The organism is Roseibium suaedae, from assembly GCF_900142725.1.
In the GTDB taxonomy this organism is placed as follows: domain Bacteria; phylum Pseudomonadota; class Alphaproteobacteria; order Rhizobiales; family Stappiaceae; genus Roseibium; species Roseibium suaedae.
Genome location: NZ_FRBW01000003.1, coordinates 580,263 through 606,612 on the forward strand (window position 1 = coordinate 580,263; position 26,350 = coordinate 606,612).

Sequence of the window (26,350 nt, forward strand, 5' to 3'; positions counted from 1 at the left end):
TTTACCCTTTCACCGCGCCGGCCGCGATGCCGCGCACGAACAGTTTTCCGGAGACGAAATAGACGGAGAGTGGAACCAGGCCGGTCAGGATCGTGGCCGCCATGTTGACGTTGTATTCAATGACGCCCTGGGTCGAGTTGACGATGTTGTTGAGCTGGACCGTCATCGGATAGAGGTCCGGCTTGGTGAAGATCACGCCGAAGAGGAAGTCGTTCCAGATGCCGGTGACCTGCAGGATGATCGCAACCACGAAGATTGGCAGGCTCATGGGCAGCATGATGCGGAAGTAGATCTGCCAGAACCCTGCCCCATCCACCCGGGCCGCCTTGAACAGCTCCTCCGGCATGGAGGCGAAGTAGTTGCGGAACAGCAATGTCAGGATCGGCATGCCGAAGATCGTATGGACGATGACCAGACCAGTCAGGCTGCCATAGAGACCGATCTCGCGCAGCATGATCACGATCGGATAGATCATCACCTGATAGGGAATGAAGGCCCCGACGATCAGGATCGTGAAGAACAGCTCCCCGCCCTTGAACTTCCAGTTGGCCAGCGCATAGCCGTTCACCGAGGCGATGATGATGGACAGGATCACGGAAGGCACGAGGATCTGCACGGAGTTCAGGAACCCGCGGGACAGGCCGTCGCAATTGAGCCCCGTACAGGCTTCGCTCCAGGCCTTCACCCAGGGCTCGAACGTTACCTCCATAGGCGGCGCGAAGATGTTGCCGAGCCGGATTTCCGGCATGCCCTTCATGGAAGTGACCACCATGACGTAGAGCGGCAGCAGGTAATAGAGAGCGACGACGATCAGCGTGCCATAGAGAATGATGTTGCGCCGGGACAGGGTTTTCTCCGGCTTGCTGCCGCTTGGCCCCTCGCTGACGCGGGAGCCTTTCTCTCCGGCAGGCGTTGCTGTGCCGGACATGTCCCGTGCGGCTTGGGCGGCGGAATAGGTCAGCGGCTTTTCCTTGATGATGATGGTGTCAGACACGGCGCGCCTTGCCTCCGAATTCGAGATAGGCCCAGGGCACGACAACGATGATCACCGACAGAAGCATCATGGTGGAGGCGGCAAAGCCCTGACCAAGGTTCTGCGACAGGAACATCGCGTCATAGACGTATTTCGCGGGAACCTCCGAGGAGATGCCGGGCCCGCCGCCGGTCTGGGCGACGATCAGGTCATAGACCTTGATGATGCCCGAGGCGATCAGCACCACGGCGGTCACGAAGATGCCGCGCATCATCGGAATGACGATGAAAAGATAGGTCTTCCAGACAGGAATGCCGTCGACGCGGGCCGCCTTCCAGATGTCCTCATCAATTCCGCGCAGGCCCGCCAGCATGAGACACATGATCAAGCCGGTTTCATGCCAGAGACCGGCAATCAGCACCCCATAGATGACGATATCGGGATTGTAGAGCGGGTCGAAGGTGAAGCTTTCAAACCCCATGCCGCGCACAACAGCCTGTACGCCGAAATCCGGATTGAGGATCCACTGCCAGGCAAGGCCGGTCACGATGAAGCTGAGCGCGAAGGGATAAAGGAAGATCGTGCGGAACGTGTCTTCAAAGCGGATCTTCTGGTCCAGAAGTGCCGCCAGCAGGAAGCCGACCACAAGGGCAAAGACTAGGGAAAAGGCCCCGTAAATTGCCAGGTTCTGGATGGAGATGATCCACTTGGCACTGCCCCAGAGCCGTTCGTACTGGTCCAGTCCGACGAATTTCTGCCGCGGCAGCAGTTTGGAGTTGGTGAAGGAGTAGAGAACCGTCCACGCCGTTCCGCCAACAAAGACCACCAAGGCTGTCGCAATCATCGGGATTGCTGCAATCTTGGCACTGAGATTCCGATGCCACCTTGCGGGGCGCGCCGTCACCGCCATGCTTTTGAGACCCTATTCAATCCGGCCTGCCGCCGGGTCCGCAGACAGGGATCCGAAAGCCCCCTTCCGGGCGGAGCGCAGGACACTCCGGCCAGAAGGGGAACTTCCCGCCGCACCCGGAAACACGAAGGGCGGCGGGAGCTGATCCCGGTTCCTGTGGGGAGGCTTATTCAGCGTCCGCCACAATGGCGGCAAAGCGGGTCTGAACGTCCTTTGCCGTGATCGACGGATCGTTGAAGAACTCAACGAAGAGATCGTTGATCTGCGTGACGCTGTCGGCAGACATCAACTGATCCGGAGTGGCGATGACATTGCCCTTGGCCAGGATGTCGAGCCCCTTGCGCATGCAGTCATTTGCCGCCGTCAGATCGACGTCACCACGCACCGGCAGCGAGCCCTTCTTGAGATTGAAGGCAACCTGGGTATCCGGCGCCATCATCACATTGGCCAGAACGCCCTGCGCTTCGGTGATGGCAGCGTCATCCACCTTCGGGAAATAGAAGGCGTCCCCGCCCGTCTGGATCACTTCGTTCATGCCAAGACCCGGAAGGCACGAATATTCCTTGCCAGCCGTCTGACCGGCCATCTGGAATTCGCCCTGCGCCCAGTCGCCCATGATCTGTCCCGCAGCCTTGCCGGTGATCACCATGTTAGTGGCATCGTTCCAGCTCTGGACGTTGGACTTCTTGGACATGTCGCGGGCACGGGCCGCGGCCTCAAAGACCGGAGCCAGGGCATCACTGCCAGCAAGCTCTGCATCCTTGTCTCCATAGACCTTGTTATAGATGTCGGGACCGGCGACCGCGACCAGAAGCACCTGGAACGCCAGCGACGTCTGCCAGGGCTGCTGCCCCATGGCGAGCGGAACGATGCCTGCCTCCTCCAGCTTGGGAGCGGCTGCCACGAACTCGTTCCAGTCCTTCGGAACCTCGAGACCAGCCTTCTTGAAGACGTCATTGTTCAGCCACAGCCACTGCTGGGAGTGGATGTTGACCGGCACGCAATAGATCTTGCCGTCAAGGGTGCAGCTGTCGAGCAGGCTCGGCGGATTCACCACCTCGCGCCACTTTCCGGCCTCCGCAATGTCGGTCAGGTCACGCATCAGACCAGCCTCAACCAGTTCCTCGGCCTGACGGCCATGGTTGAACTGGGTCGCACCCATCGGGTCACCGCCGGTGATACGGGAAATCATGATCGGACGCGCTGTGCCGCCGGATCCTGCAATGGCACCATCCACCCAGTGGTTGCCGGTTGCGTCGAAAGCCTTGGCGAATTCAGCCACGGCAGCCGCCTCGCCGCCAGAGGTCCACCAGTGGGTAACCTCGAGATCGGTGGCCTGCGCACTCATGCAGAACGGCATCGCCGCTGCGCTCATCAGGACAGTCAGAATGCTCTTGCGTACCATTGCACTTCCTCCCAGTACTGCAACGTTATAGTTGAAGCGTATCGACCCTCAATCAAAATTTCAATGCCCAAAATAAATCTGACTGTGCGCCTGCGAAGACCACCACCCCCACCACCAGTCAAAACAGCCGAATTATCGCTAATATCCGCCAATAAATAGACGTAACTACCTGTAGTTTCTGGCTGTTTCAGTGCTTGGAATATATACTTTTCCGAGTATTTCCATTCTTCGCACGTGCAAAATCAGGACATCGAAACCCGTCTCTCAGACGCATCTTTTCAACAGGGCTTGCGAAATTTCTGTAACGTTTTAGTATTTAGGGATCGGCACCTGCTTTTTCCGCAGCCCGTGCCGTCTCCATCCTGAAACAGCCGCATATTTTGCCGGCATCTTTTCCGCAGCGCAGGGCCGCACTAGAAAGCCGCATTGAACCCATGAAGCATTCCGGCGAGGACAGCCCCGTGAAGGACACGCAAGCAGAAGCCAAGCCCGGCACCGAGCCGGAGGCTGGCCAGCCAGCACAGCCACGCAAAGCGGCAGCCCTGGCGGAGCAGCGCCCGACCCTGAAGACCATCGCCTTCATGACGGGCCTCGGCATCACCACGGTCTCGAAGGCGCTCAAGGATGCACCGGACATCGGCCAGGCGACCAAGCAGCGGGTCAAGCTGGTGGCCAAGCAGATCGGCTACCGGCCCAACCGGGCTGGCGTGCGTCTGCGCACGGGCCGGACCAATGTGATCAGCCTCATTCTGGATACGGAAGAAGAAATCCTCGGCCTGACCAGCCAGATGATCCAGGGCATTTCCGAAACCCTGGCAGGCACGCCCTATCATCTCGTGGTCACGCCCTACACCAAGCATCAGGACCCGATGGACCCGGTGCGCTATGTGGTGGAGACAGGTTCTGCCGACGGGGTGATCCTGTCCAAGACCGAACCGGACGATCCGCGCGTGCGCTATCTGGATGAGCATGGCCTGCCATTCGCTACCCATGGGCGCACGCAGATGGGCATCACCCACGCCTTTCACGACTATGACAATGCGGCCTTCGCACAAGATGCCGTGTCCCTGCTGGCCGGGCTTGGCCGCAAGCGGCTGGCGCTCATCGCGCCGCCCTCCGGTCTGACCTATACGCTGCACATGCAGGAAGGCTTCCTCAACGGCCTCAACGCCCATGACCTTCGGGCCGTGCCATTGACCACGGTCTCGCTGGAAAACAGCATTCAGGAGATCGCGGAAGCCATCCGCAAGCTCATGTCCGGCCCCAATCCGCCGGACGGCATTGTCGCGGGCAGCGCAGGCGCTGGCATCGGTGCATGCTTTGGCGCGGAACAGGCCGGGCTTTGCCTTGGCAAGCAGCTCGACATCGTCTCCAAGCAGTCATCCTTCGACCTGCTTACCTGGTTCCGTCCTGGTCTCAACGCCATCACCGAGAATTTCCGGGATGCCGGCAAGGACCTCGCCGCCAAGGTTGTCGCCCTGATCGAGGGCACACCGGCGAAAGACCTGCAGACCATCATCTACTCCGGCAAGGCCATTGCCGGAACCCAGTCGGACCACCTGCCCCAGCCGGATCAGGTGTCTCAGCCAATCTAGAACCAGCCAGCACAGATCTGGCGGACATTACGGGAGCGAAACCGCATGAAAACCATGAAGGGGCCAGGTCTGTTTCTGGCTCAGTTCGCAGGCGATGCAGCGCCGTTCAACTCTCTGGAAGCCATCGCCGGATGGACGGCGGATCTCGGCTACAAGGGCCTTCAGATCCCGACCTTCGACAGCCGCCTGTTCGATCTGGAAAAGGCCGCCGGTTCAAAAACCTACTGCGACGACCTGAAGGGCATGCTGGCAGACAAGGGACTGGAGGTGACCGAGCTTTCAACCCACCTGCAGGGCCAGCTCGTTGCCGTCCACCCCGCCTTCAACGAGGTATTCGACGGCTTTGCGCCGGAGGCCGTTCACGGCAATCCGGCTGCGCGCACCGAATGGGCCATCGACCAGATGAAGAAGGCCGCCGTTGCCAGCCGCAACCTCGGCCTGAATGTCAGCGTCAGCTTCCCCGGCGCTCTCGCCTGGCCCTATGTCTATCCCTGGCCCCAGCGCCCGGCCGGTCTGGTCGACACGGCCTTTGCGGAACTCGCCAAACGCTGGAAGCCGATCCTGGACGTCTATGACGAACACGGCGTGGACGTTGCCTACGAGATCCATCCGGGCGAGGACGTCTTCGACGGAGCAACCTTCGAGATGTTCCTCGACGCCCTGAACGGGCATTCCCGCTGCTGCATCAATTACGATCCATCCCACTTCGTCCTGCAGCAGCTGGACTATCTCGCCTTCATCGACATCTATCACGACCGGATCAAGGCCTTCCACGTCAAGGATGCGGAGTTCAATCCGGATGGCCGCCAGGGCGTCTATTCGGGCTATCAGCCCTGGGTCAACCGGGCCGGGCGCTTCCGCTCGCTGGGCGATGGACAGGTGGACTTCGCGGGCATCTTTTCCAAGCTTGCCGCCTATGACTATGACAGCTGGGCGGTTCTGGAATGGGAATGCGCCCTCAAGCATCCGGAGGATGGAGCTGCGGAAGGCGCGCCCTTCATCACCGACCACATCATCCGCGTCACGGAGCATGCATTTGACGATTTCGCAGGCGCAGAGAGCGACGACGCGAAGAACCGCCGCATGCTGGGCCTGAACTGAAGGCTTGAGTTACAGCTTGGGGCTGAAGCCCAGATCAGAAGGACTATCTGATGAGTGTTGATTTGAATGGACCCGTCCGCCTCGGCATGGTCGGTGGCGGTCAGGGCGCCTTCATCGGAGCCGTGCACCGCATTGCGGCCCGGATCGATGGCGCCTTCCAGCTTGTGGCGGGCGCCCTCTCTTCCGATCCGGAACGGGCAAAGGCCTCTGGCGCGGATCTGGGCCTGGACCCGGAGCGTTGCTATGCCAGCTTTCAGGAGATGGCCGCCGCTGAGGCAGCGAGAGCGGACGGGATCGAGGCCGTCGCCATCGTCACGCCCAATCACATGCATGCCCCGGTGGCACGCGCCTTTCTGGCAGCCGGCATTCATGTGATCTGCGACAAGCCCCTGACGTCCACGCTGGAAGCGGCAGAAGACCTGGCGAAGCTGGCGGAAGGCTCAGGCAAGCTCTTCGTTCTGACCCACAATTACTCCGGCTATCCGATGATCCGGCAGGCCCGCGAGATGGTGGCGGCAGGCACCCTCGGCACCTTGCGTCTGGTGCAGATGGAATATGCCCAGGACTGGCTGACGGAAGATCTGGAAGACAGCGGCAACAAGCAGGCCGAATGGCGCACGGATCCGACCAGATCCGGTGCGGGCGGCTGCATCGGTGACATCGGCACCCATGCCTATCAGCTTGGCTGTTTCGTCTCCGGCCTGACGGCAGATACGGTTCTGGCGGATCTGACCAGTTTCGTTCCGGGCCGAAGGGTGGATGACAATGTCTCCGTGCTCCTGCGCTTTGACAGCGGGGCGAAGGGCATGCTCTGGGCGTCCCAGGTGGCTCCCGGCAATGAAAACGCCCTCACCTTGCGCGTCTATGGCGACAAGGGCGGGTTGGAATGGCATCAGGAAAACCCGAACCAGCTCTGGTACACGCCTTTTGGCGAGCCGAAGCGCCTGCTGACGCGGGGCGGTGCCGGCAGCACACCGGCAGCCGAAAGGGTGACCCGCGTTCCGGCCGGGCATCCGGAAGGCTATCTGGAAGGCTTTGCCACCATCTACCGGGAGGCCGCCGACGCCATCCGCGCCAAGCGCGCAGGCAAGGACATTCCGGACGGCGTCACCTTCCCGGGAATTGCGGATGGTCTTTCCGGCATGCGCTTCATCTCGGCCTGCATCCGTTCATCCTCGGATGGCGGCGTGTGGACACGGGTGCGGTAGAACCCATTTCAAACCAGGCCTCGCTGCACCTTCTGTCTTCCTGACGGAAGGTGCAGTAAACTCTCTCGTGCCGGATCTGAACCGGAGTGCCCTTTTGTGCGTACCCAGTTCAAGCAACGCTTCCTTGCGTCCCGCAGATCCTCCGGCAAGACAGGACCGACACCATGCGCCTGAATGTCTCTTATCTCCTCGCCTGCCTCTCCTGGCTGATCATCCCGCTGCTTCCGGCCTCGGCCGCTGAAAGCACGGGAAAATCCGCCTATGACTTTTCCTTCGAGACCGCCCATGGCGAGGACATGCCCCTGTCGGCCTACAAGGGCAAGCTGCTGATGGTGGTGAACACGGCGACGGAATGCGGCTTCAAGGAACAGATCGGCGATCTGCAGACCCTTTGGGAGCAATACAAGGACCGGGGGCTGGTGGTGCTCGGCGTTCCCTCCAATGACTTCGGAGGCCAGGAGCCCCGATCCAACGAGGAGCTAGCAGGCTTCTGCGAGGTGCGGTTCGGCGCGAAATTTCCGATGACTGCCAAGGTCCACGTCAAAGGAGACGAGGCCCATCCGTTCTATCAATGGGCCGCCAGCGAGATGGGCATCGCCGCCCGCCCCTACTGGAACTTCCACAAGTACCTGATCGGCCCGGATGGCCGGATCATCGCCTGGTTCGCAACGCCGACAAGGCCGACGTCGAGCACGGTCACCTCGGAAATCGACACCGCCCTCGCAACTCTGCCGGTCACGCAGTAGCGCCTTCAGGCCGCTGCGCAGTCCTTGCAGCGGCCGCGCAACTCGACGGTGGTCTTGCTGGCAGTGAAGCCCTTGGCATCGGCCCAGGCCTTCAGCACGCGCATGGCTTCTTCCGGCGAGAACTCCTGGACGCTGCCGCAATCCTCGCAGATGGCGAAGGCCGCACTCTCATGGGAGACGCAGCCTGGATGCCGGCAGGCAACAAAAGCGTTGAGGCTTTCCAGCCGGTGAACCATGCCGAATTCGACCAGCTTGTCGAGAGCCCGGTAGACCTGAAGCGGCGCACGGAAACCGTCTTCGCGCAGCTGATCCAGGATCGCATAGGCCGTCAACGGCCCTTCTGCGCCGTCCAGCGCACCGAACACCAGAGCCTGGTTCTTGGTCAGGTTGGGCTGGTCGTGATCGTGATGGGTATGCTCGTGGGCCGTCATGGATTGGTGCTCCGCTTGAGGCCCCGTTTTGCCAGAAGCCGCTCCCATGGCGCAAGGCTGACGATGAAAATGCACATCGCTGCTACCACGATCGAGGGTCCTGAGGGCGTGTCCCACTCCAGAGATCCGAACAGACCGGCCACGACCGCGCCGCAGCCGAGAAGCGAAGCGATGACCGCCATGACTTCCGGTCCGGAGGACAGGCGCCGGGCGCTGGCTGCCGGAATGATCAAGAGCGCGGTGATCAGAAGCACCCCGACAACCTTCATGGCAATGGCGATGACCCCGGCCAGAAGCAGCGTAAAGATCAGATTGACCCGCTCCGGCTTGATGCCCTCTGCAGCTGCCAGATCCGGATTGACCGTCGCGGCAAACAAGGGGCGCCAGATCCAGGCCAGAACCAAGAGCACCAATGCACCGCCACCGTAGATCAGCAGGAGATCCTGACGGTTGACGGCCAGGATATCGCCGAAGAGCAGCCCCAGAAGATCCATCCGCACCCAGGTCATGAAGGCGAGGCAGACAAGGCCGATGGCCAGTGCCGAATGGGAGAGAAGCCCGAGCAGCGCATCCGAGGAGAGCGTCCCCTGACGGCGCAAGAGCAGGAGCAAAACCGCCAGCGCGGAGCTGACGACAAAGACGGTCAGGGTCGTGTTCACTTGCAGCAGCAGGGACAGCGCCACGCCCAGCAGCGCGCCGTGGGACAGGGTGTCGCCGAAATAGGCCATCCGCCGCCAGACGATGAAACAGCCCAGCGGCCCGGCCACCAGTGCAACGCCGATGCCGGCAAGCACAGCGCGGGTGAAGAAATCATCGAGCATCCGTCGTCTCCTTCACCGCTTCGCCTGAATGTGTATGAGAGTGGTCGTGAGCATGGCCATGGTTGTGGTCATGCACGTGATCGTGACCGCAGCCCTCCCCATGCGCATGGGCGTGGTGGGAGGCGTGGTCATGGGAATGGTCCTCGTGCCCATGCGGCGCTTCGCAATGCTCGCCGGCGCAGTCTTCGCTGACGGTCCCGTCCGCGTGGCGCACCCGTCCATCTGGCAGATGCACATGATCGTGGTGATGCTGATAGACCGCGATCCCTGCCCCGGCCCTGTGCCCAAAAAGCTGAAGGAAGGCAGGGCTTTGAGAGACCGCCGAAGGCGTGCCCCGGCAGCAGACATGGCCATTGAGGCAGATCACCTGATCGGTGGCGGCCATGACCACGTGAAGATCGTGGGAGATCATCAGAACCCCGCAGCCGAGTTCCGTGCGCAGACGGGAAATCAGCTCGTAGATGGCAATCTCACCGGAGTAATCAACGCCCTGCACCGGCTCATCCAGAACCAGAAGATCGGGAGACACGGCAATGGCACGGGCAAGCAGGACCCGCTGCAACTCGCCACCGGAGAGATGCCGCACCTCAGCCCGCATCAGATGGGCTGCTCCCGTGCGCTCCAGCGCAGCGTGAATCTGGGCATCGGACAGCTTTACCGTCAGCGCCATGAAGCGCCGCACGGTCAAAGGCAGGGTCCAGTCGACCAGAAGTTTCTGCGGCACATAGCCGACCTTCAGGCCGCGCTTGCGCTCCGCCTTGCCTTCGCTCGGCGTCAAGATGCCGAGCGCCATCTTGGCGGAAGTCGACTTGCCCGAGCCGTTCGGCCCGATCAGCGTGACAATCTCGCCGGGCGAAACGGACAGATCCACCCCGCGCACCAGCCAGCGCCCGCCGCTGGAAACCCCGGCACGCTCCAGCCGCACCAGTGGCGCTTGCCGGTCCTGCCCGCTCAAGGCAGGCTTTTCCATCGCATTCATGACAGCTACCTGTTCTCCGCCGTGCCTCCTGCCGCGCCGTGACACCTGGCGGCAGGCCAGCGGCCTGTTGGAGACATGTTATAGCGTTACATCTCTTTTGAAAACCGGCGAAGCTTTTGTCCACCGATGCTGGCCCTGCCGATTTCTGCCTATGGCCAGAACGGCGCTCTTTCGCTACCTATGCAGGAGATTTCAATAGCCCTCTGGTCAATCTCAAGGACCGCCCGTCTCATGATCGTTCCCTGCATTCTATCCGGTGGCATCGGCTCCAGGCTCTGGCCTCTTTCGCGCAAGGACCGGCCGAAGCAGTTCCTGCCGATCTTTGACGGGGAAAGCCTGTTCCAGAAGACCTTGCTGCGGGTGGCGGGTGACGCCTTCGCCGATCCGATCGTCATCGGCAATCACGATCACCGGTTCCTCATCGGCGAACAGCTCGCGGAAGCGGGCCGCAGCGCCAGCGCCATCCTGCTGGAACCCATCGGCCGCAACACCGCGGCCCCTGCTGCCATGGCCGCGCTTCTGGCGGCCGAGCAGAACCCGGATGCCTTGGTGCTTCTTCTGCCCTCCGATCACATGATCGAGCGGGAAGATCAGTTCCTGGAGGCCGTGACCAATGCCGTTCCGGCCGCCGAAGCTGGCCGGATCGTCACCTTCGGCATCACCCCGCAAGAGCCGAACACCGGCTACGGCTATATCCGCCTGGAACAGGGCACCGACCCGGTCCGCGATGTGGCCGCGTTCGTCGAGAAGCCGGACGCGGAGCGGGCAAAAGCCTTCCTGGCCGACGGCAATTATGTCTGGAACGCCGGCATCTTCCTTTATTCCGCCAAGGCGATGATCGCCGCCTTCGAGACCCATCAGCCGGAGCTGATGGCGGATATCCGCGCGGCCCTGGAGACACGCTCCGCCGATCTCGACTTCATCCGCATGGATCCGGAGGCCTTTGCCCGCATTGGCAACATTTCCATCGACTATGCCATCATGGAACGGGCCACCGGCATCGCCTGTGTCCCCATGGCGCCGGGTTGGGACGATCTGGGGTCCTGGTCCGCCATCTGGGGCGTGTTGAAGAAGGATGCGGATGGCAACAGCGGCCTTGGCGACACCCGTTTCCTCAATTCGGAAAACTGCCTTGCCTATGCGGACGAGGGCTTGGTTTCCGTAATCGGCCTCTCCGACGTGCTGGTGATTTCGACCCGCGACAGTGTTCTGGTCGCTCACAAGGACAAGGCGCAGGACGTCAAGAAGATCGTCGAAGCCCTTGAAAAGGAAGGCCGCCGAGAGGCTGACGCCCATCCGCGCAGCTACCGCCCCTGGGGCTGGACCGAACGGATCAATGCGGGCGAGCGCTTTTCCGTTCAATCCATGATGATCAAGCCCGGCAAGGGGCTGACCCTGCAAAGCCACCTGCACCGGGCCGAGCATTGGGTGGTCGTCTCAGGGACTGTGGAAGTCACAATCGATGGCAAGGCGGAGTATCTGACGGAAAACCAGTCCGCCTATGTGCCGCTGGGCGCAAGGCACAAGCTGTTCAACCCGGGCAAGATCCCCGTCAGGATGATCGAAGTCCAGTCCGGCACCTATCTGGACGAGGACGACATCCAGCGGCACGGGTGAATTGCTGCGGCGTTTTCCGGAAACTGTTCCTCAAACGGCAAGCGTCATAAAAAGACCGGGCAATTGCCCGGCCTCAAACTGCTGACAAAGTTTCTACCTCTCCACCGTCATCCTCGGCCTTGAGCCGAGGACCTAAACAAGTCAATGACTTGCAGATGGTCGGGACAAGCCCGACCATGACGAATGGGGAAAGCACCCCCTTTGTCATCAACCTCAGGCCGGGCGATTGCCCGGCCTTTTCGCTTTTCTCGATCTTGTCCGGATCAGATGCCGCCGCCGCCGGAAACGATGGACGGGGACAGCAGATAGTTGTTGTCGCGCAGGTAGCGGATGACGTCTTCGGCGACGTCTTCCGGATCACGGCCAAAGTTCTTCAGCACCAGTTCCGGGTTCTCAGGAACCTCATAGGGACTGTCGATGCCGGTGAAGTTCTTGATCTGACCGGCTTCCGCCTTGGCATAGAGCCCCTTCGGGTCGCGCTTCTTGCACTCTTCGATCGGGGTGTCGACGAAGATCTCGATGAACTCGCCATCCTGCAGCAGATCCCGGGCCATCTGACGCTCGGCGCGGAACGGCGAGATGAACGAGACCAGCGTGATCAGGCCGCTGTCCACGAAGAGACGGGAGACTTCCCCCACACGGCGGATATTCTCCACCCGGTCCGCATCGGTGAAGCCGAGGTCCTTGTTGAGGCCATGACGCACATTGTCGCCATCCAGCGTGTAGGTGTGCCGGCCTTCCAGATGCAGCTTCTTTTCCACGATCGAGGCAATGGTCGACTTGCCCGAGCCGGAGAGACCCGTGAACCACAGAACCGCCGGGCGCTGGCCGAGGCTTTCCGCACGGGCGGCCTTGTCCACGTCCAGGGCCTGCCAATGGATGTTGGTTGCCCGGCGCAGGGCAAACCAGACCATGCCCGCGCCAACGGTGGCATTGGTCACCCGGTCGATCAGGATGAAGGAGCCGGTCGAGCGGTTCGCCTCGTAAGGGTCAAAGGCAACAGGGGCAGACATGGCGAGATTGCAGAAGGCGATCTCGTTCAGCTCCAGCTGCTTGCCGGCCACATGCTCGAAGGTGTTGACGTTGATCTTGTGCTTGATCTCCGTGACGGTCGCCGTCACGGACCGGGTGCCGATCTTCATGAGATAGGACCGGCCCGGCAGCAGGGCATCTTCCGCCATCCAGATCAGGTGAGCCGCCATCTGGTCCGCCACATCCGGACGGGCCGTGGCATCGGCCAGAAGATCGCCGCGGGAGATATCGATCTCGTCTTCCAGCGTGATGGTCACCGCTTCGCCTGCGCGTGCGGCATCCGCCTCGCCCACCGGGGTCAGGATCGAGGCGACCTTGGAGGTCTTGCCGGAGCCGGCAACAACCAGTTCGTCGCCCTTCTTCACCACGCCGCCGGCGATCGTGCCGGAATAGCCGCGGAAGTCGAGGTTCGGACGGTTCACCCACTGGACCGGGAAGCGGAACGGCTGGTTCAGCTCGTGCTCGCCGATCTGCACCGTTTCCAGATGCTCCAGCAGAGTCTGCCCCTGATACCAGCCCATGTTCTCGCTGCGGCCGGTAACATTGTCACCGTAGCGGGCGGACATGGGGATGGCGACCAGGGTCTCGAAGTCGAAGCCGGAGGCAAACTGCTCAAAAGTCTCACGGATTTCGTTGAACCGCTCTTCGGAGAAGTCCACCAGGTCGATCTTGTTCACCGCCAGAACCACATGGCGGATGCCGAGCAGCGAGGCAATGAAGGCATGGCGGCGGGTCTGCACCATCAGGCCATGACGGGCATCGACCAGGAGCACGGCAAGATCCGCTGTGGAGGCACCAGTCGCCATGTTGCGGGTGTATTGCTCGTGGCCGGGGGTGTCGGCAACGATGAACTTGCGCTTGTCTGTGGCAAAGAAGCGGTAGGCCACATCGATGGTGATGCCCTGCTCGCGCTCGGCCTCAAGGCCGTCCACCAGCAAGGCCAGGTCGATGTCCTCGCCCACGGTGCCGTGGCGGCGCGAATCCTTTTCAAGAGCCGCCAGCTGGTCTTCGAAGATCAGCTTGGTGTCATAAAGCAGACGGCCAATCAGGGTCGACTTGCCATCATCCACGGAGCCACAGGTCAGGAAGCGGAGCTGATCCTTTTCTTCCTGGGCCAGAATGTAGTCGGTCACGGCCTCTTCGGTGGCCGAGGCAAGGGCGTTGGTTTCCAGGGAAGACATCAGAAATACCCCTCGCGCTTCTTCTTTTCCATGGAGGCGCTGTCATCGTGGTCAATCAGGCGGCCGGAGCGCTCGGAAGTCCGGGCAATCAGCATCTCGCGGACAATCGCCGGCAGCGTGTCGGCATCCGACTCGATCGCCCCCGTCAGCGGGTAGCAGCCAAGGGTGCGGAACCGCACCATCTTCTCTTCGATCTGTTCACCCGGCTGGATCGGCATACGCTCGTCATCCACCATGATCAGCATGCCGTCCCGGTCGACAACTGGCCGCTTGGCAGCAAAATACAGCGGCACCATCGGGATGTTTTCCGTCAGGATGTACTGCCAGATGTCCAGCTCGGTCCAGTTGGACAGCGGGAAGGCGCGGATGCTTTCGCCCTTGGCCACCCGGGCATTGTAAAGGTTCCACAGTTCCGGACGCTGGTTCTTCGGGTCCCAGCCATGGCTGGAATTGCGGAAGGAGAAGACGCGCTCCTTGGCTCGGGACTTTTCTTCATCGCGGCGCGCGCCGCCGAAGGCAGCATCGAAGCCATACTTGTTCAGCGCCTGCTTCAGCGCCTCGGTCTTCATGATGTGCGTGTGCACGGAAGAGCCATGGGAGAACGGGCCGATGCCCTGCTCGATCCCGTCCGGGTTGGTGTAGACGAGGAGATCCAGGCCGAGCCGCTTGGCGGTCGCATCGCGGAACTCGATCATCTCCCGGAACTTCCAGGTCGTATCCACATGGAGCAAAGGGAACGGCGGCTTCGACGGCGCAAAGGCCTTCATCGCCAGATGCAGCATCACGCTGGAATCCTTGCCGATCGAATAGAGCATCACCGGATTGCGGAACTCGGCCGCAACTTCCCGGATAATATGGATGCTCTCCGCCTCAAGACGCCGCAAATTGCTCAATCGCTCTGCCGAAAGACCCGGCACACTCATATCCATAGGGGGTAAACCTCACGTCTTCCCTGCACCGGCAACAACCGGCGATCCCGCACTAGCCGGGCCCGGCTCCTGCTTGAGAGGGCGCACCTGGCTGGCGAAGGACAATCTCTGATCTTGCCGTGCACCCTATCCTGATTGGGACAGGCCTGAAACAAACGGCTTTTTCCTGCAGCGGGAAAGACGGGTTTTTTTGTCTCTTTTTTGGCGATGAGGCGAAAGCGGCGTTCGGAGGGAGATGTTGTCCCCGGCTGAAACCTGCAGAAACAGTGCTTTGAGAGAAAAGGATTCCGGAAATCCGCCCCACTCAAGGCCTCAAAGCCTGCACCTCGGCGGCAGCGCGAAGGGCGTTCTGCAGCATGAGGAGCGCGGGTGTCGGGGCCGTGTCTGCCCGTGTCGTCAAGCCGACAGGGCCTGTGGTCTCGGAGGTCTCCAGAGGCAGCTCGACCAGCGCGCCCTCGGCCACATCGCGGGCCACAACCCCGCTGGAGATGATCCAGACCGCGTCCGTATCCAGCGTATAGCTGCGGCCGAACGTGTTGGAAATGGTCTCGACCCGGTTGGGCACTCGGGTCACCCCATGGGCGATCAGAAGCCGCTCCACATAGGGCCGGATGATCGCTTCGCGGGTGGGATAGAGCACCGGATATTCGACAATGCGGCTGAGGTCGTGGCTTTGCTCGGCCAGCAGCGGATGGCCCTTGCGCACGACGAAAGATACGCTTTCGGAATAAAGATGGGCAAAGGACAAGCCCGCCATCTGTTCCGGGTCCGCCAGACGGCCAACCACGAGATCCAGGTCGCCTTGCCGCAGGCGGGAGAGGAGAAAGGTGTTCGGGCCGGTTTCCAGGATCAGGGTAGTTTCCATCTCCTGGGCCTGAAACCGCTGCACCGCATCGGGAAAAATCCGCGCGGCGACGGAGGGCAAAACGCCGACGCTCAGATAGGAATCGCCGGACATGCGGGCCTGGGCGACACTGTCGAGCCCCTGCTTCAAGGCCGCAAGGCTCGCGCCTGCATAATGCAGAAAGACGTCGCCATACTGGGTCAGCGCTACGCCCTTGCGGCTGCGGTCAAAAAGCCGGACCTCCAGAATGTCTTCCAGTTCCTTCAGCGTCTTGGAAACTGCGGGCTGGGTGATGGCCAGGGCATCGGCTGCCTTGACCAGACTGCGCCGCCGGGCGACTTCCAGAAAGCACTGGATGTGGCGGTATTTCACCCGGGCATCGATCATATGCATTCCATTCAGTTATATTTCAGGCTCATTTTCTCATTTTACATAACCGTACAAACAGGCAACACTCAACTTCAATCAATGAGGGAGGAAAGTGCCGATGCACATGATCGAGGCGAATGGCGTCACGCTGCATTATGCGGACACGGGCGAAACCGGTCTGCCGGTACTCGTCTTTTCCAATTCGCTCGGCACGGATTTCCGCTCCTGGGACCGGGTGGCAAAGCGCCTCGCCGGACGCTTCCGGATGATCCGCTATGACAAGCGCGGCCACGGCCTCAGCTCCGCCCCGGATGCGCCTTACAAGATGGCCGATCATGTGGGCGATCTTGCTGCGCTGCTGGACCAGTTGAACACCGGCCCGGTGATCCTTGTCGGACTGTCCGTCGGCGGGCAGATCGCGCAAGGGCTTGCCATTTCCCGCCCCGATCTCGTGCGGGCTCTGGTCCTGTGCGACACGGCTGCCAAGATCGGCACGGCCGAGATGTGGCAGACCCGCATGACCACCATCGAGACCGGCGGTATCGCCGCGCTGGCAGACCCCATTCTGGAACGCTGGTTCTCGGCGGAGTTCCGCACCAGCCGCCCAGCGGAACTGGCCGGCTGGCGCGCCATGCTGACCCGCACCCCGGTTCAGGGGTATCTCGGCACTTGTGCCGCCATCCGCGACACGGACTTCACCGAAGAAACCTCCAGGCTGTCCCTGCCCGTGCTGGCCCTGTGCGGCACGGAAGATGGCGCAACACCGCCGGAGCTCGTGGAAGCAACAGCAAAGCTCATCAAGGGCGCCCGCTATGTGCCAATCCAGGGCGCGGGACACCTTCCCTGCATCGAGGTCCCGGACACGCTCGTCCAGGCCCTGACCGATTTCCTCAAGGAGAATGCTCTTGTCTAAACGCGCTCCAGGGTCCCGTTACGAAGACGGCATGGCGACCCGCCGCCAGGTTCTGGGCAATGCCCATGTGGACCGGGCCAACGCCAACATGACCCCGTTCGACTCCGACTTCCAGACCATGATCGTGGAAAGCGCCTGGGGCACCGTATGGGCCGACGATGCGCTCACCCGCCGGGAACGCTCCATGGTCACCATCGCGCTTCTGGCGGCCCTCGGCCATCACGACGAGCTGGCGATGCATATCCGCGCCACCGCCAACACAGGTGCCAGCGCAGAAGACATCAAGGAAGTCCTGATGCATGTCGCCATCTATGGCGGCGTTCCTGCCGCCAACACGGCGTTCAAGATCGCCAAGGAAACCCTGGCGGGCATGGAGAAATAAGCGTTATCTGAACGCAAAACTGCTCTTGGAGGGGCATGGAAAGGGTGCCGGAGACGGTGAACGGCATCCAGATACCGGGAGAGAACCCAAATGACGATCGAACGACCCAACCGGCCCGCCATGGTCCGCAAGCCGGGTGAGTATTTCCAGCGCGACCGCGACATTCATCCGCCCGCATTTACCCCGGGCTACAAGACCTCCGTCACCCGCTCGCCGCAGAAGGCCCTGCTCTCGCTGGAGCAATCCCTGTCGGAGATGACCGGCCCGGTCTTCAACCACAATGCCCTCGGTGAGCTGGATCACGACATGATCCTGAACTACGCCAAGGACGGTGAGCCGATCGGCCAGCGCATCATCGTGCATGGCCGCGTCATGGACGAAAGCGGCAAGGGCATTCCACACACGCTGGTGGAAGCCTGGCAGGCCAATGCAGGCGGCCGTTACCGGCACAAGAAGGACACCTATCTGGCGCCGATCGACCCGAACTTCGGTGGCTGCGGCCGCTGCCTGACGGATGAAGACGGCTATTACTTCTTCCGCACCATCAAGCCCGGCCCCTATCCCTGGCGCAACTACATCAACAGCTGGCGTCCGGCGCATATTCACCTGTCGATCTTCGGTCCGTCCTTCAGCCAGCGCCTGATCACCCAGATGTATTTCGAGGGCGATCCCCTGATCGACATCTGCCCGATCGTGAAGACCATTCCGGATGAAGACGCCATCAAGCGCCTGATCGCCCCGATGGATCTCAACGCCAGCGTGCCGCTCGACTGCCGCGCCTACAAGTTCGACATCGTCCTGCGCGGCCGCCGCTCGACCCTGTTTGAAAACCGCCTGGAAGGAAACTGAGCCATGGTGCAGCCGCTGAACTATTTCAAGGAAACGCCCAGCCAGACCGCAGGCCCCTATGTCCACATTGGCCTTGCCCCGGCCTATGCAGGATTCGACATTTTCGAGAACAATTTCTCCAACGTCGTTGCTGGCCCGAACACCAAGGGCGAACGCATCAAGGTGAAGGGCCGCGTCATCGATGGCACCGGCGCCCCGGTCCGCGATGTCATGCTGGAAAGCTGGCAGGCCAACTCGGAAGGCAAGTACAACCACCCGGAAGACAGCCAGGACAAGGCTGTCGAGGATGATTTCCTTGGCTGGGGCCGGATCTGTTCGGATTTCGAGTCCGGTGTCTACACCATCGACACGATCAAGCCGGGCTCTGTTCCGGGCCGGAACGGCGCCATCCAGGCTCCTCACATCAGCCTCTGGATCGTCGCCCGCGGCATCAACATCGGTCTTCAGACCCGCGTCTATTTCTCCGATGAAGCAAGCGCCAATGCCAAGGACCCGGTGCTGAACTTCGTCGAGCAGGCAGACCGCCGCAAGACCCTGATCGCCGAGCGCTCGGAAGAGAATGGCGAGGTGATCTACACCTTCGACATCCATCTCCAGGGCGAACAGGAAACCGTCTTCTTCGACGTTTGAGTGGTCTCCACTCTTTTCGACCCGCGCCACCGGTGCGGGTCTTCCTCTTCGGGAGAAGCGAACTCCGGAGTATCGCATCTCCTCTCCTCCTTCCTGCCATGGCCTTTCTGGAACAGCACCACTTCGGCATGAGGAGACGGAACGGCATGGGTCCTCGGGTCAAGCCCGAGGATGACGACCGTGGGTGGGGCGAGGTCCTTCCATTTGCCTAGAAGACCTGCGTCTGCCGAACTGCTTTCCATGAGAAACAAACCCAAGGCAAAACCTGCTGTTTCTTGCGGCAAGGCAAACCTGTAGCGCTGCGCTCGTGCTAAAAAGCTTCAACTCGAACATCTCCTTCTGCTGCCTGCGCAAAACCAAAAGAGGTCCCAAATGAGCCTGACGGCCATCGACAGCCAGATTTCAGCTCCGCTTCTGACGGATCCGGCAACCGCTTCCCTGTTTCAGGACGCTGCGGTGATCCATGCCATGCTGGAGGTGGAAGGGGCGCTGGCACTGGCGGAAGCCGATTGCGGTCTCATTCCGGAAGACGCCGGAACCGCGATCTGGGCAGCCGCTGCAAAGACCACCATCGACCCTGCGGCCCTGGCAACCGGGACGGCAAAGGACGGGGTTCCGGTTCCAGCGCTCGTGGCAGCGCTGCGCAAGGCAGTTGGGGATCCTCATGGGCAATATGTCCACTGGGGCGCCACCAGCCAGGACATTGCCGACACGGGACTGGTGCTGCGTCTGCGCAAGGCTCTGGATCTTCATGAGGCCAGCCTCAAAAAGCTGGCAAGCAGTCTCGCGGGTCTTGCGGAAAGCCACCGCCAGACGCCGCTTGCTGCCCGCACCCGCATGCAGCAGGCAACCCCGACCAGTTTTGGCCTGAAGGCCGCGGTCTGGCTCTCGGCGGTTCTGCGTCATCTCGACCGGGTGCCCGCGATCCGCGAGCGCCTTCTGGTGCTGTCCTTTGGTGGTGCTTCCGGCAACCTGGCGGCGCTTGGTGACAAGGCGATGGAGGTCGAGGCAGCCCTTGCCCGCCGCCTGAAACTCGCCAGCGCGGAAGCTCCCTGGCACACGGTGCGGGACAGCCTGATCGACTACACCAACTGGCTCACCCTGGTGACGGGTACCCTCGGCAAGATCGGCACGGACGTGATCCTGCTCGCCCAGAACGAAGTCGCGGAACTGCGCCCGGGAAGCGGCGGCGGCTCGTCCACCATGCCCAACAAGGTCAACCCGGTGGCCGCCGAACTTCTGGTCGCCCTTGCCCGCCAGAATGCCACGCTGATCTCCAGCATGCATCAGGCAGCCCTTCAGGATCATGAGCGCAGCGGTGCGGCCTGGACGCTGGAATGGCTGACCCTGCCGCAGATGGTGATCGGCACTGGCGCGGCGCTGGCCCATGGCGGCGCGATGATTTCCGAGTTGACGGTGAATGCAGACCGGATGCGCGCCAATATTGACGCCTCCAACGGACTGCTGCTGGCGGAAGCGGCCAGCTTCGCCCTGGCCGAGCACATGCCCCGGCCGGAAGCCCAGGCCCTGGTGAAGGAGGCCTGCAAGGCCGCGGCCTCGGAAGAGCGGCATCTGTTTGATGTTCTGTCGGAGACAACCGGCACGAGCGTGGACTGGGAAGCTCTGAAAGATCCCGCCCGCCACATGGGCGCAAGCCATGCGATGATCGACCGGGTTCTTGAATCCTATCAGAGGTTTAAGGGCTGATGTTCAAAGGTTGAGTCCGTGGGTTCATGGGTTGAGTCAGGTGCTTGAAGCTCTGATTCAATCCCTTGCCGGTTTGATTCAATCAGCCCTCCCCCTTTGCCCTCGTGGTGTGGATTCGCTCAAGTGCCGCCTCGAACCATGGACGGCAGACGCAATGGGGGCCGCACCCGGCTCATCCTTCGAGACAGGCCTCCGGCCTTCCTCAGAATGAGGCTTAAAAATTGGACGCATTCGGCCTCCCCCTTCAGTCGTCCAAAAAGTCCAACAGAACCAGCAGTTCATCCATTCAGGCCAGTTCGCCCCTCTTCTAAACTCCGTTGCAACAATGGAATGAGGAGGAGCCATTCATGCGAACTCAGGTCGCAATCATCGGCGCAGGCCCGTCAGGCCTGCTGCTGTCCCAGCTTTTGCATCTCAAGGGCATCGACTGTGTCGTGCTGGAGCAGCGCTCGCCCGACTATGTCTTGTCCCGCATCCGCGCCGGGGTTCTGGAACAGGGCATGGTCCACATGCTGGAACAGGCGGGGGTGTCCGGCCGGATGCACAAGGAAGGCCTGCCCCATGACGGTTTCACCATCAGCGTCGGCGACACCCGTCTGCGCATTGACCTCAAGGGCCTGACCGGCGGCAGCAATGTCATGGTCTATGGCCAGACGGAGGTGACCCGAGACCTGATGGACGCCCATACGGCACGCGGCGCAAAGGTCATCTATGAAGCCGCCAATGTTCAGCCGCATGACTTCGACACCGCCTCACCGCGCGTGACCTATCAGAAGGACGGCGTAACCCACGAGATCGCCTGTGACTTCATCTGCGGCTGCGACGGCTATCACGGGGTCTCCCGCGCCTCCGTGCCGCAAGGGGCCATCACCGAATATGAGAAGGTCTATCCCTTCGGCTGGCTGGGAATTCTGTCCTATGTGAAGCCGGTGGATCATGAACTGATCTATTCCAATCATGCCAGAGGCTTCGCGCTCGCCTCCATGCGCTCCCACACGCTCAGCCGCTACTACATTCAGGTCCCCCTGAGCGACAAGGCGGAGGCCTGGTCCGATCAGGCAATCTGGGATGAGCTGAAAATCCGCCTTGGCGAGGAAGCTGCGGCGAAGATGGAAACCGGCCCATCAATCGAAAAGTCCATCGCCCCGCTCCGAAGCTTCGTGGCCGAGCCGCTTCGTTTCGGCCGGATGATGCTGGCCGGCGATGCGGGCCATATCGTGCCGCCGACCGGTGCCAAGGGGCTAAATCTCGCAGCCTCCGACATTCACTATCTGTCGGAAGCCTTGATCGAATTCTATGGTGAGAAGTCAGAAGCCGGGATCGATGACTATTCCCGCAAGGCCCTTGCCCGCATCTGGAAGGCCGAACGCTTCTCCTGGTGGATGACGTCCCTGCTGCACCAGTTCCCGGAGCTCGGCCCCTTCAATGCCCGCATGCAGCTGGCTGACATGGACTATCTCGCCCATTCCCACGCTGCGCAGGTCAGTCTGGCCGAGAACTACGTCGGCCTGCCGTTCTGACCCCGCTGCGAGGCGGAGATTTCCAACGCAAAGCTAGATGGACTGGAAACTGCGCGGCATACACCCCGTCTCCCCCCTTGCGGGGGAGATGTCAGCGACAGCTGACAGAGGGGGAAAGGCTTCGGCATACTCGGAAAACTGCAGAATTCAGAAGGGCTCATACCCCCCTCTACCCCCATTCGGGGGCATCTCCCCCTCAAGGGGGGAGAATGGAGCCTGCCGAACCGTTTGTCCGCACATTCTAGGCAACTTAAAACCGGACTCCTGCGACCAAGGCTCAGCCCCGCCGGGAAACCTCTTCGAGTTGCTCGTTGATCTTCTCGAACATCATGGTCGGCATCGTCACCGTGTTGACGAACAGCCGGACCACCGCCTTGGGCGAGTGGTTGAACTCCCGGCTGACTTTTCGCGAAACCCGCTTTGCATCGGCAACGATGATCTGCCCGTCGCGCACGAAGCGCTCGACGCCGCGGGTCGCAGCATCCGTATGCAGTCCAACCATCAGCGCAAATCCGATTGTGAACGCGGCAAAGACATAGACGCAAAAATATCTTGAACTCAACATTACTGGCCCCACCAGAATTTCTTAACAAATCCTTAATCTATCAGAGGTAGTAACCGGAGAAACAACGAGACACAAGTCCTGCAACCCTGAAGTTGCAAATCGATTACAATTTTAGTTAATTTCCAGAGGTCTTGCCCGATCCGGAGGGCGTCACGGCGTGACCTGCAGTGCCAAGGCCGGAAAGTGGTCAGCCAGAGGTCACCCAAGATCCTGTCTGGACCTGAAATCCGCAGGAGATTCGCCAGTTTCCTTGCGGAAGAACCTTGAAAAATAAGCAGGATCCTCATAGCCGAGATCATAGGCGATCTGGCTGATGCCTAGCCCGGAAAAGGCCAGAAGCCGCTTGGCTTCCACCACCACCCGGTCCCGGATCGACTGTGCGGCAGTCCGGTCGGTGAACAACCGGCAATAGCGGTTAAGACGGGAAACACTCAACCCCATCTCACCGGCATAAAACTCCGGGCTGCGCTCGGTCCGGAAATGATCCTCAACCAAGGCGCGAAACCGGAACAACGAAAAGCCCGGGGTCCGGTCAGTCGTGCCCCCGTCACCGCTGCGTGAGAAGAGCACCACCAGCACAAGAGCGAGCAAAGGACGGAACACATCCCGGCGGCGCTCGCCGCTGTCGAACTCGCCGGCCATTTCCGCCAGATAAAACCCGAGGCGGCGGTGATCTTCCGGCGCCGTTTCGAAGACACAGGTCGCCTCCGCCTTGAGCGCCCGGCGCTCTGCATGGCTCCTGCTTGCATCATCGGACCCGAGATAATCGCCGGTGAAGGACAGGACATAGCCTTCCGTTTCCGGCGTGAAGGTCCAGCCATGGACGCTTCCGGCCGGATTGAACACGGCCGTGCCCGGCGGAACCTCCCGCTCTCCCGCATCATCGATCAGGCGGCCCAGTCCCTTCGTGATCATCAGCACCTGATGCAGGTGCATGTGGGAATGAGGCTCCAGTGACCAGCCGAGCGGCTTGGAGCGCGCACGGATGGTCTCGATGTGGAAGAAGTCGAAATCCTCGACCTCTCCCCCATCTCCATAAAGGTGATAGCGCGGGATCGGCGTGCCGCTGGTCATGACCGCTTTCCCATTTTCACCGGATCGCCGTCTTATCCCCGGGCGTGATGGGCATGCCAATGCCAGGCGATATCAATGCGGCGGGGCATCCAGACCTTCTCGTGGGAAGCCACATAGTCCAGGAACCGGGCAAGGGCTGCGGCACGGCCGGGACGGCCGACAAGACGGCAGTGAAGGCCGACATTCAGCATCTTGGGGCTGCCAGCTTCTCCTTCTGCATAAAGAACGTCGAAAGCGTCCTTCAGATAGGCGAAGAACTGGTCACCGGAGTTGAAGCCCTGCGTGGCGGCAAAGCGCATGTCATTGCTGTCCAGCGTGTAGGGAATGACCAGATGATCGCCTCGGGGGCCGTCGATCCAATATGGCAGGTCATCCGCATAGCTGTCTGAGGAATAGAGGAAGTCCCCCTCTTCCATCACCAGCCGCTGGGTGTTCATGGAGCAGCGGCCGGTGTACCAGCCGAGGGGACGCGAGCCCGTCACTTCCTCATGCAACCGGATCGCCTCGCGGATCTGCGCGCGCTCTTCCTCCTCGGGCATGTCCGCGTGCTCGACCCATTTGAGGCCGTGGGACGCGATCTCCCAGTCGGCTTCCTTCATGGCGGCAACCACATCCGGATTGCGGGCCATCGCGGAGGCCACGCCATAGACGGTAACGGGAATGTTGCGGCCGGTGAACATGCGCCACAGGCGCCAGAAACCGGCACGGGAGCCGTATTCGTAGATCGATTCCATGTTCCAGTGCCGCTTGCCCGGCCAGGGCTGCGCACCGACGATCTCGGACAGGAAGGCTTCGGACGCCGGATCGCCATGGAGGATGTTGTTTTCGCCGCCTTCCTCGTAATTGATCACGAATTGCACGGCGACATTGGCTCCGCCCGGCCACTGCGGGTCGGGAGCGTTGCGGCCATAGCCGATCATGTCGCGGGGGTAGGAAGCGGTCATCTCACTCAGATCCTTGTGAAAATCGATTCAGATGAGAAAAGCCGATGCCTGCGGCAGTTGCAAGGCTACTTTCAAGGCAGCCGAAACCAGCCCTAGTAGAAATGCCGATTGCATCAAATTTTAGGGGCGCAGTTACCCGGAGTTTAGGGCCGCTACAGTAGTTTGACCGATGTCAGAGGACAGGAGAGCAGGATGAATTTGTCATCAGCCGGACTGATCTGCATGCTTACGGCGGCTGCCATGACCCTGTTCATGGACGCCCATGGCAAGCGGCCGCAAGAAGGCACTCCTGCGTCCTTTCCCTATTTCGTTCACAGGTAAGCTTCGAGGGCGGGCTGGCTCAGTCCCAGTGCCGCGGATGAGACCGTCTTGCAGAGGACCGTGCTTCAACCCTGATGGGAATCAGCTCTCCGGTGTGAACATGGCGGCCACCGCGTCCGTCCGTTTCCGAACCGAGCATCATGATGGCAGAGCCAATGACCACGGAGGTCAGGGTGACGATCATGCCGAAGGCCAGAAGCATCACCGGAAGGATGGGATCCTGGGCCGAGGCGACAAGCTCGCGAAGATGACCGATATCTGCGGCAAAGATGCCCGCAACCACGAGGCCGGACACGCCGACACCAATGGCCCCATTCGTGACCAGAAGGCGGAAGAACGGATGTTGCGGGAGGAGCCTGTCCGCCAGGCTGGAGCGGTTTGAACGGGTCATCACGTGCACTCCTTTTACGCTGCAGAGCCCGCCGTGACTTGTTGATCCGTCACCTGAAACGGGTAGCATCTGGACATTAATTTAGGACCCAAAACCGGGAAACCGCAAGATGTTGAAATGTGACATTCGAGTCACCATTTCTTGAAAAATTTTCACTCCGGCCGCCGCAGATCGAAACAATCAGCAATATATATTGAACTGATATATGCCACTCAGATATAGTGCCCCTGATTTTCCGCTGGTGAGCTTTTGCAAGTGCCGCCCGGGAATCCTTGGCTTTTAGCAGACGAACTGAATAATCACTGGTGTGGGAGCCACTTGATGAGTGTCCGGAGCCTCTGTCTGGCTATCCTGAATTTTGGCGATGCCACCGGTTATGAAATCCGCAAGGAGACAACCAGCGGCAGTTTCAGCTATTTTGGCGACGCCAGCTTCGGCGCAATCTACCCCGCCCTTTCCCGCCTTGAAGCGGAAGGACGGGTGACGGTGCGTGAGGAAAGCCAGCACGGCAAGCCCACCCGCAAGGTCTATTCCATCACCGAATCCGGCCGCCTGGAGCTGCTGGACGCGTTGATGGAGCCACCGGCTGCAGACACCTACAAGTCCCCCTTCCTGCTGCTCGCCCTCCATGCCGAATATGTCGGACCGGACGTGCTCAGGAAGGCAATCAGCGCCCGGCGCAAGCATCTTCAGGAAGAGCTGGCCCTGCTGCGCTCGATCCCCCACGAGGATGAGCCCGGCGCCGTGAACTGGGTCAGGGACTACGGCATCCAGTGCAAGACCTTTGCCCTCGGTTACCTGGATGCGAATGCGCAGGAACTGATCGAGGCTGCCACCCGTAAGCATGACAAGACATCTCGCCCGGTTTCGCTGCCTGGGCAGAACACCCTTTTTCCGAACGCTGCCGAATAGG

General features: G+C 61.1%; 25 protein-coding genes and 1 pseudogene. 13 read left to right on the forward strand and 13 right to left on the reverse strand.

Annotated features, from left to right (window positions below; translation table 11 throughout):
- Position 1 precedes the first annotated feature (1 nt).
- From BUA94_RS16035 to BUA94_RS16045, 3 genes are all read right to left on the reverse strand, one after another.
- On the reverse strand, positions 2-928 hold the full coding sequence (locus tag BUA94_RS16035; protein WP_073014424.1) for a carbohydrate ABC transporter permease: 927 nt from the start codon (positions 926-928) through the stop codon (positions 2-4).
- Positions 929-986: 58 nt separating this feature from the next.
- On the reverse strand, positions 987-1,883 hold the full coding sequence (locus BUA94_RS16040; protein ID WP_073014311.1) for a carbohydrate ABC transporter permease: 897 nt from the start codon (positions 1,881-1,883) through the stop codon (positions 987-989).
- 166 nt (positions 1,884-2,049) lie between these two features.
- Complete coding sequence (locus BUA94_RS16045) at positions 2,050-3,258, reverse strand: ABC transporter substrate-binding protein (protein WP_408011959.1); 1,209 nt, start codon at positions 3,256-3,258, stop codon at positions 2,050-2,052.
- A gap of 491 nt (positions 3,259-3,749) precedes the next feature.
- On the opposite strand from BUA94_RS16045, the gene BUA94_RS16050 reads away from it, so the two are divergent.
- From BUA94_RS16050 to BUA94_RS16065, 4 genes are all read left to right on the forward strand, one after another.
- Positions 3,750-4,883, forward strand: a complete 1,134-nt coding sequence (locus BUA94_RS16050; RefSeq protein WP_408011952.1) for a LacI family transcriptional regulator — start codon at positions 3,750-3,752, stop codon at positions 4,881-4,883.
- 45 nt (positions 4,884-4,928) lie between these two features.
- Positions 4,929-5,984, forward strand: coding sequence for a sugar phosphate isomerase/epimerase family protein (locus tag BUA94_RS16055; RefSeq protein ID WP_073014313.1), 1,056 nt, complete (start codon positions 4,929-4,931; stop codon positions 5,982-5,984).
- A gap of 50 nt (positions 5,985-6,034) precedes the next feature.
- Positions 6,035-7,192, forward strand: coding sequence for a Gfo/Idh/MocA family protein (locus BUA94_RS16060; RefSeq protein ID WP_073014314.1), 1,158 nt, complete (start codon positions 6,035-6,037; stop codon positions 7,190-7,192).
- Between the two features lie 164 nt (positions 7,193-7,356).
- Positions 7,357-7,938 carry a glutathione peroxidase gene (locus tag BUA94_RS16065; protein WP_073014315.1) on the forward strand — a complete coding sequence of 194 codons (582 nt, stop codon included), beginning with the start codon at positions 7,357-7,359 and terminating at the stop codon, positions 7,936-7,938.
- Between the two features lie 5 nt (positions 7,939-7,943).
- On the opposite strand, the gene BUA94_RS16070 is transcribed toward BUA94_RS16065, so the two are convergent.
- From BUA94_RS16070 to znuC, 3 genes are read right to left on the reverse strand one after another with little or no spacing between them, the layout of a single operon-like run.
- The gene (locus tag BUA94_RS16070) at positions 7,944-8,369 is read right to left on the reverse strand and encodes a Fur family transcriptional regulator (RefSeq protein ID WP_073014316.1); all 426 of its coding nucleotides are present in this window, start codon (positions 8,367-8,369) and stop codon (positions 7,944-7,946) included.
- Entirely contained in the window at positions 8,366-9,136 is a 771-nt protein-coding gene (locus BUA94_RS16075; protein WP_408011954.1) for a metal ABC transporter permease, read from the reverse strand. Before BUA94_RS16075 ends, BUA94_RS16070 begins: the two co-directional genes overlap by 4 nt.
- Before the next feature lie 43 nt (positions 9,137-9,179).
- Positions 9,180-10,160, reverse strand: coding sequence for a zinc ABC transporter ATP-binding protein ZnuC (gene znuC / locus BUA94_RS16080; protein WP_073014426.1), 981 nt, complete (start codon positions 10,158-10,160; stop codon positions 9,180-9,182).
- Positions 10,161-10,400: 240 nt separating this feature from the next.
- Between znuC and BUA94_RS16085 the strand changes: the two genes are divergently transcribed.
- On the forward strand, positions 10,401-11,786 hold the full coding sequence (locus BUA94_RS16085; protein ID WP_073014427.1) for a mannose-1-phosphate guanylyltransferase/mannose-6-phosphate isomerase: 1,386 nt from the start codon (positions 10,401-10,403) through the stop codon (positions 11,784-11,786).
- Between the two features lie 263 nt (positions 11,787-12,049).
- On the opposite strand, the gene cysN is transcribed toward BUA94_RS16085, so the two are convergent.
- The 3 genes from cysN to pcaQ form a co-directional block, all read right to left on the reverse strand.
- Positions 12,050-13,999 (reverse strand): sulfate adenylyltransferase subunit CysN, encoded by a 1,950-nt coding sequence (gene cysN, locus BUA94_RS16090; protein WP_073014318.1) that lies wholly within the window; start codon positions 13,997-13,999, stop codon positions 12,050-12,052.
- Positions 13,999-14,922, reverse strand: a complete 924-nt coding sequence (cysD, locus tag BUA94_RS16095; protein WP_073014428.1) for a sulfate adenylyltransferase subunit CysD — start codon at positions 14,920-14,922, stop codon at positions 13,999-14,001. The genes cysN and cysD overlap by 1 nt, the downstream gene beginning before the upstream one ends.
- A 310-nt stretch (positions 14,923-15,232) precedes the next feature.
- Positions 15,233-16,159: a pca operon transcription factor PcaQ gene (gene pcaQ / locus BUA94_RS16100; RefSeq protein ID WP_073014429.1), complete on the reverse strand. Its 927-nt coding sequence runs from the start codon at positions 16,157-16,159 to the stop codon at positions 15,233-15,235.
- A 100-nt stretch (positions 16,160-16,259) separates the two neighbouring features.
- On the opposite strand from pcaQ, the gene pcaD reads away from it, so the two are divergent.
- From pcaD to pobA, 6 genes are all read left to right on the forward strand, one after another.
- Positions 16,260-17,054 carry a 3-oxoadipate enol-lactonase gene (gene pcaD, locus BUA94_RS16105; RefSeq protein WP_073014319.1) on the forward strand — a complete coding sequence of 265 codons (795 nt, stop codon included), beginning with the start codon at positions 16,260-16,262 and terminating at the stop codon, positions 17,052-17,054.
- The gene (gene pcaC / locus BUA94_RS16110; RefSeq protein WP_408011955.1) at positions 17,047-17,436 is read left to right on the forward strand and encodes a 4-carboxymuconolactone decarboxylase; all 390 of its coding nucleotides are present in this window, start codon (positions 17,047-17,049) and stop codon (positions 17,434-17,436) included. The genes pcaD and pcaC overlap by 8 nt, the downstream gene beginning before the upstream one ends.
- Before the next feature lie 90 nt (positions 17,437-17,526).
- On the forward strand, positions 17,527-18,285 hold the full coding sequence (pcaH, locus tag BUA94_RS16115; protein ID WP_073014321.1) for a protocatechuate 3,4-dioxygenase subunit beta: 759 nt from the start codon (positions 17,527-17,529) through the stop codon (positions 18,283-18,285).
- Between the two features lie 3 nt (positions 18,286-18,288).
- Positions 18,289-18,915 (forward strand): protocatechuate 3,4-dioxygenase subunit alpha, encoded by a 627-nt coding sequence (gene pcaG / locus BUA94_RS16120; RefSeq protein WP_073014322.1) that lies wholly within the window; start codon positions 18,289-18,291, stop codon positions 18,913-18,915.
- Between the two features lie 372 nt (positions 18,916-19,287).
- Positions 19,288-20,622 (forward strand): 3-carboxy-cis,cis-muconate cycloisomerase, encoded by a 1,335-nt coding sequence (gene pcaB / locus BUA94_RS16125; RefSeq protein WP_073014323.1) that lies wholly within the window; start codon positions 19,288-19,290, stop codon positions 20,620-20,622.
- A 347-nt stretch (positions 20,623-20,969) separates the two neighbouring features.
- The gene (gene pobA, locus BUA94_RS16130) at positions 20,970-22,142 is read left to right on the forward strand and encodes a 4-hydroxybenzoate 3-monooxygenase (RefSeq protein WP_073014324.1); all 1,173 of its coding nucleotides are present in this window, start codon (positions 20,970-20,972) and stop codon (positions 22,140-22,142) included.
- A 277-nt stretch (positions 22,143-22,419) separates the two neighbouring features.
- On the opposite strand, the gene BUA94_RS16135 is transcribed toward pobA, so the two are convergent.
- From BUA94_RS16135 to puuE, 3 genes and pseudogenes are all read right to left on the reverse strand, one after another.
- Entirely contained in the window at positions 22,420-22,707 is a 288-nt protein-coding gene (locus BUA94_RS16135; RefSeq protein ID WP_073014325.1) for a hypothetical protein, read from the reverse strand.
- Positions 22,708-22,905: 198 nt separating this feature from the next.
- On the reverse strand, positions 22,906-23,781 hold the full coding sequence (locus BUA94_RS16140; RefSeq protein WP_073014326.1) for a helix-turn-helix domain-containing protein: 876 nt from the start codon (positions 23,779-23,781) through the stop codon (positions 22,906-22,908).
- A gap of 44 nt (positions 23,782-23,825) precedes the next feature.
- Positions 23,826-24,725, reverse strand: a pseudogene (gene puuE, locus BUA94_RS16145) (allantoinase PuuE); the annotation flags it as partial.
- A gap of 192 nt (positions 24,726-24,917) precedes the next feature.
- Between puuE and BUA94_RS23900 the strand changes: the two are divergent.
- Complete coding sequence (locus BUA94_RS23900; protein WP_268877525.1) at positions 24,918-25,046, forward strand: hypothetical protein; 129 nt, start codon at positions 24,918-24,920, stop codon at positions 25,044-25,046.
- A gap of 19 nt (positions 25,047-25,065) precedes the next feature.
- Here BUA94_RS23900 and BUA94_RS16150 read toward each other — a convergent pair whose 3' ends face one another.
- Positions 25,066-25,437, reverse strand: coding sequence for a hypothetical protein (locus BUA94_RS16150; RefSeq protein ID WP_073014328.1), 372 nt, complete (start codon positions 25,435-25,437; stop codon positions 25,066-25,068).
- Between the two features lie 321 nt (positions 25,438-25,758).
- On the opposite strand from BUA94_RS16150, the gene BUA94_RS16155 reads away from it, so the two are divergent.
- Positions 25,759-26,349, forward strand: coding sequence for a PadR family transcriptional regulator (locus BUA94_RS16155; protein ID WP_073014329.1), 591 nt, complete (start codon positions 25,759-25,761; stop codon positions 26,347-26,349).
- Position 26,350 lies beyond the last annotated feature (1 nt).